The organism is Flavobacterium tructae (assembly GCF_001853485.1).
GTDB lineage: Bacteria > Bacteroidota > Bacteroidia > Flavobacteriales > Flavobacteriaceae > Flavobacterium > Flavobacterium tructae.
This window is the reverse complement of the sequence record NZ_MIKE01000011.1, coordinates 1215650-1228928: the sequence shown is the minus strand read 5'-3', so window position 1 is coordinate 1228928 and position 13279 is coordinate 1215650. Positions and strand designations below refer to the sequence as shown.

Annotated in this window: 16 protein-coding genes; 8 read left to right on the top strand and 8 right to left on the bottom strand. The window is 35.4% G+C overall.

Going from position 1 to position 13279, the window contains the following annotated elements; genetic code table 11:
* Nucleotides 1–200: 200 nt before the first annotated feature.
* The 3 genes from BHE19_RS07295 (at nucleotide 201) to BHE19_RS07285 (ending at nucleotide 3030) form a co-directional block, all read left to right on the top strand.
* The gene (locus tag BHE19_RS07295; protein WP_070906512.1) at nucleotides 201–1334 is read left to right on the top strand and encodes a hypothetical protein; all 1134 of its coding nucleotides are present in this window, start codon (nucleotides 201–203) and stop codon (nucleotides 1332–1334) included.
* A gap of 236 nt (nucleotides 1335–1570) precedes the next feature.
* Entirely contained in the window at nucleotides 1571–1909 is a 339-nt protein-coding gene (locus BHE19_RS07290; protein ID WP_017496209.1) for a T9SS type A sorting domain-containing protein, read from the top strand.
* 140 nt (nucleotides 1910–2049) lie between these two features.
* A complete protein-coding gene (locus BHE19_RS07285; RefSeq protein ID WP_070906511.1) occupies nucleotides 2050–3030 on the top strand; it encodes a LuxE/PaaK family acyltransferase in 981 nt (326 codons plus the stop codon).
* 59 nt (nucleotides 3031–3089) lie between these two features.
* On the opposite strand, the gene BHE19_RS07280 is transcribed toward BHE19_RS07285, so the two are convergent.
* The 3 genes from BHE19_RS07280 to BHE19_RS07270 all read right to left on the bottom strand — a co-directional run bounded on the left by BHE19_RS07280 (nucleotide 3090) and on the right by BHE19_RS07270 (nucleotide 4531).
* Complete coding sequence (locus tag BHE19_RS07280) at nucleotides 3090–3434, bottom strand: hypothetical protein (RefSeq protein ID WP_017496211.1); 345 nt, start codon at nucleotides 3432–3434, stop codon at nucleotides 3090–3092.
* A 229-nt stretch (nucleotides 3435–3663) separates the two neighbouring features.
* Entirely contained in the window at nucleotides 3664–4254 is a 591-nt protein-coding gene (locus BHE19_RS07275) for a uracil-DNA glycosylase family protein (protein WP_070906510.1), read from the bottom strand.
* A 61-nt stretch (nucleotides 4255–4315) separates the two neighbouring features.
* On the bottom strand, nucleotides 4316–4531 hold the full coding sequence (locus BHE19_RS07270; protein WP_070906509.1) for a helix-turn-helix domain-containing protein: 216 nt from the start codon (nucleotides 4529–4531) through the stop codon (nucleotides 4316–4318).
* Nucleotides 4532–4661: 130 nt separating this feature from the next.
* Between BHE19_RS07270 and BHE19_RS07265 the strand changes: the two genes are divergently transcribed.
* Nucleotides 4662–4871, top strand: coding sequence for a hypothetical protein (locus tag BHE19_RS07265; RefSeq protein ID WP_070906508.1), 210 nt, complete (start codon nucleotides 4662–4664; stop codon nucleotides 4869–4871).
* Nucleotides 4872–5016: 145 nt separating this feature from the next.
* Here BHE19_RS07265 and tyrS read toward each other — a convergent pair whose 3' ends face one another.
* Nucleotides 5017–6312, bottom strand: a complete 1296-nt coding sequence (gene tyrS, locus BHE19_RS07260; RefSeq protein ID WP_070906507.1) for a tyrosine--tRNA ligase — start codon at nucleotides 6310–6312, stop codon at nucleotides 5017–5019.
* A 195-nt stretch (nucleotides 6313–6507) separates the two neighbouring features.
* On the opposite strand from tyrS, the gene BHE19_RS07255 reads away from it, so the two are divergent.
* Complete coding sequence (locus tag BHE19_RS07255) at nucleotides 6508–7512, top strand: NAD-dependent epimerase/dehydratase family protein (protein WP_070906506.1); 1005 nt, start codon at nucleotides 6508–6510, stop codon at nucleotides 7510–7512.
* Here the strand turns inward: BHE19_RS07255 and BHE19_RS07250 are convergent, their stop codons facing one another.
* The 3 genes from BHE19_RS07250 to BHE19_RS07240 are packed head-to-tail and all read right to left on the bottom strand — an operon-like array spanning nucleotide 7513 to nucleotide 10060.
* Nucleotides 7513–7974: a DUF4296 domain-containing protein gene (locus BHE19_RS07250; protein ID WP_070906505.1), complete on the bottom strand. Its 462-nt coding sequence runs from the start codon at nucleotides 7972–7974 to the stop codon at nucleotides 7513–7515. It lies immediately after the preceding gene.
* Between the two features lie 9 nt (nucleotides 7975–7983).
* Nucleotides 7984–9324: a dihydroorotase gene (locus BHE19_RS07245; protein ID WP_070906596.1), complete on the bottom strand. Its 1341-nt coding sequence runs from the start codon at nucleotides 9322–9324 to the stop codon at nucleotides 7984–7986.
* A 10-nt stretch (nucleotides 9325–9334) separates the two neighbouring features.
* The gene (locus BHE19_RS07240; RefSeq protein WP_017496217.1) at nucleotides 9335–10060 is read right to left on the bottom strand and encodes a polyprenol monophosphomannose synthase; all 726 of its coding nucleotides are present in this window, start codon (nucleotides 10058–10060) and stop codon (nucleotides 9335–9337) included.
* A gap of 105 nt (nucleotides 10061–10165) precedes the next feature.
* Between BHE19_RS07240 and BHE19_RS07235 the strand changes: the two genes are divergently transcribed.
* The 3 genes from BHE19_RS07235 (at nucleotide 10166) to BHE19_RS07225 (ending at nucleotide 12331) form a co-directional block, all read left to right on the top strand.
* Complete coding sequence (locus tag BHE19_RS07235; RefSeq protein WP_070906504.1) at nucleotides 10166–10834, top strand: DUF4271 domain-containing protein; 669 nt, start codon at nucleotides 10166–10168, stop codon at nucleotides 10832–10834.
* 14 nt (nucleotides 10835–10848) lie between these two features.
* The gene (locus tag BHE19_RS07230) at nucleotides 10849–11598 is read left to right on the top strand and encodes a uroporphyrinogen-III synthase (protein ID WP_026109960.1); all 750 of its coding nucleotides are present in this window, start codon (nucleotides 10849–10851) and stop codon (nucleotides 11596–11598) included.
* A gap of 262 nt (nucleotides 11599–11860) precedes the next feature.
* The gene (locus BHE19_RS07225) at nucleotides 11861–12331 is read left to right on the top strand and encodes an Lrp/AsnC family transcriptional regulator (RefSeq protein WP_017496220.1); all 471 of its coding nucleotides are present in this window, start codon (nucleotides 11861–11863) and stop codon (nucleotides 12329–12331) included.
* Between the two features lie 181 nt (nucleotides 12332–12512).
* Here BHE19_RS07225 and BHE19_RS07220 read toward each other — a convergent pair whose 3' ends face one another.
* On the bottom strand, nucleotides 12513–13199 hold the full coding sequence (locus tag BHE19_RS07220; RefSeq protein WP_070906595.1) for a zinc metallopeptidase: 687 nt from the start codon (nucleotides 13197–13199) through the stop codon (nucleotides 12513–12515).
* Nucleotides 13200–13279 lie beyond the last annotated feature (80 nt).

Here is a 13279-nt window from a genome sequence, read left to right as displayed (position 1 = left end):
AAATCAATAAAAACTCAAAAGGTGATTAGTATTAACTAATCACCTTTTTTTATTAGCCATGATCCAATGTAAACTTTACATTAAGCCGCTTTGTTTATTATCCGGCATACTTAATATATTGTTAATGCGGTCTTAACTCAGCAAAAACATATGTTCATTTACTTTGCCATGAATAAATAAAACAATAAAACACAACAACAATGAAAAAATCATTATTTGCAATGGCTGCAATATTAGGACTTGCTTTAACAAGCTGTAGTTCTGACGACAACAATAAAAAGAACGAAAACACAAGTACTTTTGTATTGAAAGTTGACGATTTACAAGGAAACATTAATGACGGTACTGTAACTTTAGACCCAACTAAAACTTACACTTTAACTGGAGGTTTAGTTGTTAAAGGTGGAGCTACTTTGATTATTCCTGCTGGAACTACAATTAAAAGTTCTGCTACTGCACCTGCTACATCTTTATTTATTGCTGTAGAAAGAAACGCTAAAATCAACATCAACGGTACTGCCGCTAAACCAGTAATTATGACCTCTGGAAAAGCAGCTCCTGCTCAAAGTGACTGGGGTGGATTAATTATCGCTGGTAATGCTAAAGTAAACACTGGAGATAACGGTACAACTGAAGTTGGTGGTTTAAGCTACGGAGGTAATGATAATGCAGATTCTTCTGGAAATATCAACTTCTTAAAAATATCTTATACAGGTTCTAAATATACTGCTGAAAAAGAATACAATGGAGTTTCTTTCTTCGGAGTAGGTTCTGGAACTGTAGTATCTGACATTTACACTTTTGAAAGTGGTGATGACGGAATAGAGTTTTTTGGTGGAGCTGTAAACGCTACTAACCTTACAATCATCAACTCTTATGATGATTCATTAGATTTTGCTGACGGATGGGTAGGTACTGCTACAAACGTTTATATTAAAGGTGTTACTAAAGCAGGTGTTGAAGGATCTACAAACGCAAAAGATCCAAGTGGAGCTGTTCCAATGACTAACGCTAAAATCATTAATATCTCTATCGTTAAAGGTGATGCTGCTTTCTTAGCAGACGAAAAAGCAATCAACTACAAAGAAGGTGGTGGAAAACAAGCTTACACAAACTTATATGTTGCTAACGGAATGCCTGCAGACTTAGCTAAATTGTCTACTGATGCTGGTGCAACTGCAAACATTGCTGCTGGTAACTTTACCATCACAAACTATACTTTTGGAGCTTCTGTAACTAATTTAGTTGGTCCTAAATTATCAGGAACTACGACTGGTGCAGTTGGAGCTGGTGCTGGTGCTGACTTACCAAGTTGGGCAAGCTGGACTAAGTAATTAAATACAAAAAATTAAAAACGAAGCTGTCTGAAATTGAATTCAGGCAGCTTTTTTTATCGCGTTAAATTCCTAAATATCACGACATACTTCAATAATCGATAATCATCGGTAGTAGTTGGTTTCTAATTACTTCGAGTAGAAACTGTTAAAAACATCCTAAATATTTAGGATGTTTTTTTTTGGTGTAATTTTTGTACTTTTTTTTGTATATTTACACTAACCAAAATAACGCGATGGCAAAAAATTACTTTTATATTACTTTCTTATTGGCTTTTTTCTTTACTGTTAGTGTTTCGGCACAAGACAGTAAGCAATTACCAAAACCTCAACAGGTAGCAACCATTGAGGGTCTAAGCTTGTACCCTAACCCCGTGACCGGTGGAAAAGTAACTATCTCCTCTAAAAATGATTTAGAAAAAGAGATTATCATCTTTGATGTTCTGGGTAAAAAAGTACTTCAAACACATTTAAGTTCTCGAGAGTTAAACGTTTCTGATCTGGTTCCAGGCGTTTACATCATCAAAATAAGCGAAGAAAATGCTTCAGCAACACGAAAGCTCATTATTCGATAAAACACAAAAGCTCTAATGAAAATTAGAGCTTTTTTAGTTTTCAGTCGCGGTCACAGTTTTCAATTTCTGCGAAATCCTAAAAATGGCAACTGAAAACGATGACTAAAAACTAAAAACAATATCTTTGCACAAAAAAAGTTTTGATCACAGCCAACGATATATTCACGATTTCGAGTCAGAAACAATTTGAGAAAATAGCACTAAAAGTGTTTCGTTTTCAACATGAGAATAACGTTGTCTATCGTGATTTTTGCGATTTTTTAAAAGTAAATCCACAACAGGTAAAATCATTGGAACAAATTCCTTTTTTACCTATTCAGTTTTTCAAAAGTCATAATGTAGTTTCTAATAACGATCCTGCTCAGGTAACTTTTACAAGCAGCGGAACTACAGGCATGATTACCAGCAGACATATTGTGACCGATGTAACCCTTTACGAAGAAAGTTATCGCAACGGATTTTCACAATTCTATGGCAACATAGAGGATTACGTTGTTTTAGCCCTTTTGCCGTCTTATCTCGAGCGAGATGGATCTTCGCTAATTTACATGGTTGAAGATCTAATAAAACTCTCCAATCAGCCTGAGAGTGGGTTTTACCTGCACAATCACGACGATCTTATAAAAAAATTAACCGCTTTAGACGAATCTGGTCAAAATGTAATCCTGATTGGTGTTACTTACGCCTTACTCGATTTGATTGAGAAACACCAATTCAATCTTCAGAATACTATTATTATGGAGACTGGCGGTATGAAAGGCAAACGAAAAGAAATGATTCGTGAGGAATTACACGAGCAGCTTTGTTCGGGTTTCGGTGTTTCGGCCATTCACTCGGAATACGGTATGACCGAACTTCTGGGACAGGCTTATTCTCTGGGTGAAGGTGTATTTGAATGCCCGTCGTGGATGCACATTTTGGTTCGCGATCCCGAAGATGCACTCACTTACGTAAAAGACGGAAAAACCGGTGGAATCAATGTGATTGATTTGGCCAACATTAATTCCTGCTCCTTCATTGCTACTCAGGATTTAGGCAAAAAAAATCCCAACAACTCTTTCGAGGTATTGGGGCGTTTTGATAATTCTGATATTCGTGGCTGTAACCTGATGGTTTTGTAAAAGTTGAATCGTTGATCTGGTTAATCGTTTAATCGATAAAAAATTGATTAAACAAAAAACTAATTCTCCTCCGTTAGACCAATGCTGTCAATGCTTTCAATTTTCTTAAGGGCTTTTTCTTTTTCTCCTTTGCGTTCTAACAACTTGTAAACACCGTAGCAGGCCAAACCTCCACAAAGTACAAAAAGTATATTCCACCCTGAATTAATAACCCCTGCATCATCAACACTGTCAAGACCACCAATAAGAACATTCAAAAAACCAGCGACAAATCCTGAAACAAGAGTCCCGCCATAATACGATACTATTCCAATCGCAAAATAGCCCCATTTATTCTTATCATATTCAAGAGCTAAGCCTGTAAATGCTTTCCAAATCCAGTAAATAAATAAAATTCCGATCATATCTGTAAGGTTAGTTTTAGGAAATAAACTTAATAAAAAAAACATCACGTTTTTTAATATCAGAACTTTAAAATAAAAATCCCAACAACTCTTTCGAGCTATTGGGACGTTTTAATAATTCTGATATTCGTGGCTGTAACCTAATGGTACTTTAGATGTTGAATCGTTAATTTGTTGAATCGTTTAATCGCGAAAAAATCGATTAAAAAACCACATTCTAATATAAAACTTACTTCTTTAAAGAGCTGTTATCTAATATAACTTTGACCTTTTCTCTTAACTGAGGCAAAACTTTTTCCTGAAACCATTCATTTTTGGCCTGCCAGATATTGTTTCTTGGTGACGGATGCGGCAAGGGGAAAAAGTACGGTAAATAATCCTCAAAATTTCGTACCGTTTCGGTCAGTGTATTTTTGATAGTATCCCCTAAATAATATTTCTGCGAATACTGCCCTATTAATAACACAAGCTCTGCATCAGGCATTAATCTCAATACTTTTTCATGCCATAATGGTGCACACTCTGGACGTGGAGGTAAATCTCCTGTCTTTCCCGTACCCGGAAAGCAAAAACCCATTGGCATCAACGCTATCTTATCGGTATTATAAAATACTGTTTTATCAATTTGCAGCCAATTCCTCAAATTGTCTCCACTTTTGTCGTTCCATGCAATATTTGTATTGTGTACGATTCGCCCTGGTGCCTGCCCTATAATTACAATTTTACTCTTTCTGCTGGCAGCAACAACGGGATTTACGCCATCTTTAAGGTAATCTTCACAAACACGGCAGTTTTTAATTTGTTCCAGAAGCTCTTCCATAAATCTGATCAATTATTTAAATTAAAGCACCCTCCTGCTATGACTGTGTTATCCTTATTTCTTAATCTACAAGTTTAAGTCCTTTGCAAACATCCTTTAATAATTCACATGGATCGACATCAATTGCCAAAGCAATCAAATACAATTCGTCTGCACGTAATTTTGTGCTAGTGCTATTTGCTAATTCGCTCAAACGTGTTTTACTAATTCCGGTTTTACGGGAAACATCTGAACGATTTACTGATTTTCTAGAAAAAAATAATCCTAATTCTGTCATTATTATCTGTTTTTACAGACATAAATCTAGTAAAACAGAACAATTTTTCTGAAAATCTAAAACTTGATTTGGATTTTTATCCGAAAATCAATACGTTTGTTTAGAAAATCGGATAACTAAACTAAAAAACATGTCACTACGAAACACCTATACGAAATTACAATTAGAAGAATTAATTCACAGTCAGCTAGAAAACCTAAACGCAATGAACGATTTGATCAGTATCATGCGACACCAGAATGATTTGCTGAAAAATGCTAATAAGAAATTGAAAGAAGAAATAACAGATTTCAAAGAGTATCAAATAAAATACGCCACAAGAAGAAAACGAACCTCTTAAAAACCAGGAGATAAATAAGTGTTAGGGGCTTACTTTAGATTATACACTTCGCAAAACAATCCCTAAAAAACAGATAAAAAAAAACCGTTCCAAATTAAGTATTGAAACGGTCTTTAAAATTTAAATATTTGATCTGGCTCAAAGATTACTTTACTCTAATCACAAAATAATTCTTCTTTCCGCTTTGTAATAACACAAACTGATTATTAATTAAATCATTTGCAGTTAAGACAAAATCTTCTTTTATTTTTTCTCTGTTCACCGAGATCGAATTTGCGGTTAAGGCACGTCTCGCTTCTCCGTTTGATTTAAAGAAACCTGTTTTTTCGTTTAAAACTGTAATAATCTCCAAACCATTTTCTAAATCAGCTTTTGCGATTTCAGCCTGAGGAACACCGTCAAAAACTTCCAAAAAAGTAGCTTCATCCAGTTTTTTCAAATCTTCGGCTGTAGAATTTCCAAACAAAATATTCGACGCCTGAATTGCTTTTTCCAATTCTTCTTCAGAGTGAACAAAAATGGTAATTTCTTCTGCCAGTTTCTTTTGTAAAACTCTTAAATGCGGAGCTGTTCTATGCTCTTCGATTAAAGCTTCAATTGTATCTTTATCTAAAAACGTAAAGATTTTGATGTATTTCTCTGCATCAACATCAGTTGAATTCACCCAAAACTGGTAAAATTTATACACTGAGGTTTTATCAGTATCCAACCAAACATTTCCACCTTCAGATTTTCCAAATTTAGATCCGTCTGCTTTTGTAATCAATGGCGTTGTCAATGCAAAAGCTTTTGCACTTTCTCCTCCCATTCTGCGTACCAACTCCGTTCCGGTGGTGATATTTCCCCATTGATCCGAACCTCCCATTTGAAGCACGCAATTGTTATTTTTATATAAATGATAAAAATCGTAACCCTGAATTAACTGATAGGTAAACTCTGTAAAAGACATTCCTACACCGTCTCCGGCAAATCTTTTTTTAACGGAATCCTTCGCCATCATATAATTTACCGTGATACGTTTTCCAACTTCACGTGCAAAATCAATAAATGAGAATTCCTTCATCCAGTCATAGTTGTTTACCATAACAGGAGCATTTGCTTCTTTTGAATTAAAGTCAAGAAAACGCGACAAAACACTTTTGATACCTGCAACGTTCTTAGCCAAAGTTTCTTCATTCAACAGATTTCTTTCATCAGATTTCCCCGATGGATCACCAATCATACCGGTTGCACCTCCTACCAAAGCGATAGGCTGATGTCCAAAATTCTTTAAGTGAACCAATAAAATAATCTGAACCATACTGCCAATGTGCAGCGAATCTGCTGTTGGGTCAAAACCTATATAAGCAGCAGTTACTTCTTTTAGCAATTGTTCTTCCGTTCCTGGCATGCTATCATGATATAACCCGCGCCACTTTAATTCTTCAACTAGATTCTTCATTTTTTAAATAATTTGTGCAAATATAATCAATGACAATGGCAATGACAAAAAGCAGTTTCAATATCAATGGTAAAAAGCAATTTCAACATCTAAATTCTTAATAACAAAGAGAAGATCATAATTGCTGATAGCAAAATCAGACCTTTGCATCTTTGAGCTTTTGCACCTTCAAAACAAAAAAGTTATCTTTACAAAATGATATTAGTAACAGGAGGTACAGGTTTAGTTGGCGCACATTTATTACTTCATCTGATTGAGAATGGAGAAAGTGTTCGGGCTATTTACAGAACTCAAAATAACACTCAAAAAACCAAATCGGTTTTTGAGTTGTACAAAAAAGTGGACCTGTTTGAAAAAATAGAATGGCTTGAAGCCGATATCCTGGATGTTCCCTCTCTGGAAACTGCGTTCTCGGGTATTGATTACGTTTACCATTGTGCTGCTTTAATTTCATTTGATCCAAAAGACGAAGAGCTGCTTCGAAAAACCAATATCGAAGGAACTGCCAATATGGTTAATTTTTCTATTGCCAAAAATGTAAAAAAGTTCTGTTTTATAAGCTCTATCGCTGCTTTAGGTGATTTAGCAGCTCACGAAACTTACATCACCGAAGAAACAGACTGGAATCCTGAAAAACCTCATAGTGATTACGCGATTTCTAAATACGGAGCCGAAATGGAAGTCTGGCGCGGTTTACAGGAAGGTTTAGATGTAATCATCTTAAACCCGGGTGTTATTTTAGGACCAATTCCAAAAAACAAAACTCACATACAAGGAAGCGCAGAGCTTTATGCAAAAGTTGCAAACGGTCTTTCTTTTTACACTCTTGGAAGTACCGGATTTGTCACCATAACGGATGTCATAAAAATAGCTGACGTATTAATGAAGAGTGAGATTAAAAATGAACGCTTTACCTTAATTGCCGACAATATTGTTTTTAAGGACATCCTGAATACTATTGCCGATGCTTTAAAAGTAAAAAGACCAACCATTCATGCCACGCCTTTATTCATGAATTTCCTTTGGATTGCCGACGGAATTTTTTCGACTCTGTTTTTTCAAAAAAGACGCCTGACAAAAGCAACTGCAAAAGCTTCTTATTCCAGTAATTTATATTCTAATGAAAAAATAAAAACCGCTCTGGGAGGAACGGTTTTTCAGGATGTACATGCGTACATAAAAGATGTTTCGAGACTTTAACTATCTCTTTAATCGTGTTGTTTTTCGGATAGAATCCAAGCTCGTCTTACTCAGCTTGTTCTTGATTGTATCTTTGACTATAGATTTCTTCTTTTCTTTTGCTGCTTTCTTCTCTTCAATTTTCACAATTGAATCTGTAGCTCTCTGGTTGACAGCCAAACGCTTTCCTACTTCATCGAATATGCTTTTATAATTCTCATAATCGGCAGCGTAGTAACGGTTGTTTTGTGAAAATTGCACACTATCCACTTTATATTTTTTCAAAATAAAAGCAGTAGGGCTGGTTTCAACTGAATCTGCCGAAACCGGATGCTGGTATTTCATAGCTTCAAGGATAGACAAATCATACATAATATCAATCATTTTATCTTTCTCAATAAGTTTTGCAGGCTGCTTTACCAGCTCTTTTTTACAACTTACAGAAAGAAACAACACCAATATTATTACTATAAAATTTTTCATCTCAGCTTTTTATCTGTCAAACAATAGACGTTTTCCTGCGCGAATGTCTTTTACTTTAAAGTTATTGTAAACCATTTCACCGTTTACAAAAGTATGTGTAATTCTCGACTTAAAGGTAAAATTCTCAAAAGGTGACCATCCGCATTTCGCCAGAATATTTTCAGGTTTCACACTCCATGGCAAACTTGGGTTTACAATTACTAAGTCAGCAAAATAACCTTCTTTGATAAAACCTCTTTTTTCTATTTTGAAAAGTTTAGCCGGATTGTGGCACATTTTCTCGACAATTTTCTCCACGCTGATTTTCCCCTGATGGTGCGCTTCAAACATCGCTACAACAGCATGCTGCACAAGCGGACCGCCAGATGGAGCATTCAGGTAAGGCTGCATTTTTTCTTCTTTAGTATGTGGCGCATGATCGGTTGCAATTACATCAATACGTCCGTCATTTAAAGCTTCCCACAATGCTTTTCTATCGTCTGCTGTTTTTACCGCAGGATTCCATTTAATAAAATTCCCTTTGGTTTTATAATCTTCGTCTGTAAACCACAAGTGATGCACACAAACTTCAGCAGTAATTTTCTTTTCTTCAAGTGGAATTTTATTGGTAAACAATTCCATTTCTTTCGCAGTCGAAAGATGAAAAATATGCAAACGAGCTCCTGTTTTCTTCGCTAGTGCTACTGCTTTTGAAGAAGAAATATAACAGGCCTCTTCACTGCGAATTAAGTGATGTGCCGTTACCGGAATATCATCACCATATTGTTCTTTGTACAGTTGTAAATTATTTTTAATCGTCGTTTCGTCCTCACAGTGTACCGCGATTAAAAGCGGAGTACTTGAAAAAATCTTTTCTAAAACTGCCTTATTATCTACCAGCATATTTCCTGTTGAAGATCCTAAAAAGATCTTTATTCCGGCAACATTCTTTGGATTAGTTTTTAGAACTTCCTCCAGATTATCATTAGTTGCCCCCATCATAAACGAATAATTCGCAAATGATTTCACTGCTGCAACCTGATATTTATCTTCTAATATTTCCTGAGTTACGGCATTCGGAACTGTGTTAGGTTGCTCTATGAAAGATGTAATTCCTCCAGCTACCGCAGCTCTTGACTCTGACTCGATATCTCCTTTGTGTGTTAGTCCCGGTTCTCTAAAATGAACCTGATCATCAATAGCTCCCGGAATTAAATAATTCCCTTCAGCATCGATTACTTTACAATCGGATGTTTTTAAACTGATGCTGTCTGCCACTTCAACAATCAGATCGTTTTCGATTAAAACATCTCCTTCAAAAATAGATCCTTCGTTTACAATTTTGGCATTTTTTATTAGAACCCTATTTATTTTCATAGCTTTATAAAGTATTGACTAGTTTTTTCAATCGAAGTGAAATCACTCCCAGTATAGCTTCTTTGATAATGGCATTGCTCATTTTAGAAACTCCTTTTGTTCTGTCAGTAAAGATAATCGGAACCTCTTTAATTTCAAATTTAGCACAATAGGTTCTGTACTTCATTTCAATCTGAAACGCATAACCCACGAATTTAATTTTATTGAGATTGATTTTTTCCAGCACTTCTCGTTTATAACAAACGAAACCTGCCGTTGCGTCGTGAATTTTCATTCCCGTAATAAATTTCACATACACCGAAGCGAAATACGACATCAGAACACGGCTTAAGGGCCAGTTCACCACATTTACACCTGTTACATATCGGGAACCAATCGCTAAATCTGCTCCACCAAAATGGCAGGCATCGAACAATTTCTCAAGATCATTTGGATTATGCGAGAAATCAGCATCCATTTCAAAAATGAAATTGTACTGACGTTCTAACGCCCATTTAAAACCATGGACATAGGCAGTTCCTAAACCGGATTTTTTAGCTCTTTTTTCTAAAAATAACCGTTCCGGAAATTCTTCCTGTAATGCGACTACTTTATTGGCAGTGTGATCAGGCGAATTATCATCAATAATTAAAAGATGAAAAGGTTTGTGTTGCGAAAGTACAGCTCTAACTATGCTTTCAATATTTTCGATTTCGTTGTAAGTGGGGATTATGACAATACAATCATTCATTTTTCTGAGTAATTTCACCGCAAAAGTAAACTTTTTATAGCATTTGATTCATAATAAATATATAATAAAACTATTGATACAAAAAATTACTAATTTTGCATCGCTATGATTGAACAACTTCACCCCCGAATTCTGGAAAACAAAGACTGGGCAACACTTTTATTCGTGTTGACCTTTGCTGTTGTTGCCATGACTAAATCAGCTTACGAAACCCGATTTAGTGAATTCAGTAAGCTTATTTTTTCTGACAAGTATGCTAAAATCTATCGCGACAACAATCATTTAAGAAGCAGTTTTACGGTTGGTTTGTTTTTTGTACAAGTTATTTCGTATGCTTTTTTCATCCAGCTTACCATGCACATTTTTGGATATGCATCGAAAACAGACTGGATTTTATTCATTCAGCTGGCTACCTTTTTACTTTACTTTATTCTGGGAAAATTTTTAATTGAAAAAATTGTAGCCACTTCATTCAACATTGACGAATTTGCAGAACTTTTTAACTTACAAAAAGTAACTTACAGGACTTATATAGGCGTTTTAATCCTTCCTATTAATGCTGTTTTGTTTTATTATGACAATATTCCTAAGATTGTACCCCTGGCAATAATCGCCATTTCGCTGTGTATTAGCCTGTACTCTTATTTTATTTCAATAAAAACGTATCAAAATGCAATAATCAGCAAGTTATTTTATTTTATTTTATATCTTTGCGCTCTTGAAATAGCCCCTTATTATTTCCTGTATTATTGGATTACAAAACAGGCGGCTTAGTAAATGTTTATAATATGAAAGTGAAAACAATTTTGGTGTCACAGCCTGAACCTAAAGTGGAAAATTCTCCTTACTTTGAGCTCCAACAAAAACACAAAATAAAAATTGATTTCAGACCATTTATTCATGTGGAAGGGGTTAATGCAAAAGAGATCCGATTACAGAAAATCGATCTTAATCATTATACTGCAATCATTTTGACGAGCCGTAATGCGGTGGATCATTTTTTTAGAGTAGCAGATGAGATGCGTTATAAAGTTCCTGAAGGATTGAAATATTTCTGCCAATCTGAAGCTGTTGCATTTTACCTGCAAAAGTATGTTGTGTATAGAAAGCGTAAAATTTACGTGGGAGCAAAAGACTTTGCAGATTTATCGCCGCTTATCAAAAAATACAAAGACGAAAAATTCCTTTTACCGGCGTCTGATCAGTTAAACGCTGATGCACCTGTAACATTAAACAATCTGAAAGTAGATTGGGCACAAGCTGTTTTTTACAAAACAGTAATGAGCGATCTGTCTGATCTGGCTGATGTTTACTATGATGTTTTGGCTTTTTTCAGTCCAACCGGAATCAAATCATTGTTTAAAAACTTTCCTGATTTTAAACAAAACGATACCAGAATTGCTGTTTTTGGAAGCACAACTCAAAAAGAAGCGCTTGATCATGGTTTAAGAATTGATATTCTTGCCCCAACTCCTGAAACACCTTCGATGACGATGGCTTTAGAGAAATATATTGCAGAAGCAAACAAAGGAAAATAATCCTTTTAGAAAATAACAATTTTTAAAATTCCAAATTCCAACTTTAGGGTTGAAATTTGGAATTTTTATTTTTAAAAATAATCCTCTCCTCAATCTTTGTTAAAGCACTAAAACTCTAACAAAGAAAAGCAAGCAACATTTTCAGTTTCCATTTGGAATTTGGAATTTCAAAGATTGGAATTTTATTTTTCAAATCGTTTTGAGTACATTTGATTTACAACTACAACCAAATAACTAAAATTAGTTTCAAATCACAACTCCAATGAAAATCAATTCCCTTATTATTGAAATTGACGGTATCGACAAAGAAATCCTACGCTACCTGATGGATGATGCGCGAAAACCTATTTTGCAAATTGCTAATAAAATAGGTATTTCCGGAGCCGCTATTCATCAGCGGTTGAAAAAACTGGAACAATCGGGTGTTATTTCAGGCTCTAAATTCACCGTTAATCCAAAAGTATTAGGATACAACACCATGGCCTTTGTTGGTGTTTATCTGGACAAAGCCTCCAGAAACTCCGAAGCTGTGAAAGATTTAAAAAAAATCCCTGAAGTTTTAGAATGCCACTACACCACAGGAAACTGGTCGGTATTGATTAAAATCATCTGTCGCGATAACGAACACTTAATGCAGCTTCTAAATACTAAAATTCAGGCAATAGAAGGCGTTTCCAGAACAGAAACCTTTATTTCCCTGGATCAGCAAATCGACAGGCAAATTCAACTTTAAAAAACAAAATTCCAATCTTTGAAATTCCAAATTCCAAAGTGATTTACTCAAAGTTTCCACCACGAATTCACTAAATATTTAAATGCCTTGTGAATTCGGCGCGAAAAAAAAAAAAAAAAAAAAAAAATCCAAACCCAACAAAGTTGGAATTTGGATTTTTAAAAATTTGAATTTTATATCTTTAGTTCCTTCTACTTCCGGAATAGACCGAGATATAGTACAACAAGGTTGCGATTGATCCGATAGCAGCAACAACATAAGTTCTTGCAGCCCATTTCAACGCATCCTTAGCTCCGGCTTGCTCTTGCTGCGTCAGCATATTTTTATTTTCCAACCAAGCCAATGCTCTGTTACTTGCATCATACTCTACCGGCAGCGTAATAATTGTAAATAAAGTTGTTGCAGCAAAAATGATAATTCCGATCAGCAATAGCCCCGGAAAGGTTCTGATCATTAAAATTCCGGCTAACAAAATCCATTGTACATAATTGGATGCAAGACTTACAATCGGCACCAATCTGGAGCGCATTGTCAACCACTCATAACCAACAGCGTGCTGTACCGCATGACCACATTCGTGCGCAGCCACCGCAGCCGCAGCCGCATTGCGTTCGTTGTAAACCACCTCGCTTAAATTTACGGTTTTATCTGCAGGATTGTAGTGATCGGTTAACTGACCAGATGTCGAAATAACTCGAACATCTCTAATACCATGATCAGCCAGCATCTTTTCGGCGATTTCAGCACCACTCATTCCATTTCTTAATTGCAGTTTAGAATACTGCTCAAATTTACTCTTGAGTCTTGAACTCACTATCCAGCTGAACAACATAATTGCTCCGGCAAGAATTAAATATCCACTTCCCATATCTTTGTTTTTTTGATTGATTACTAAATTTACAGTACAAACCGCAAATTCTGAACCAATTTCAAAAAATGTCATTTTGA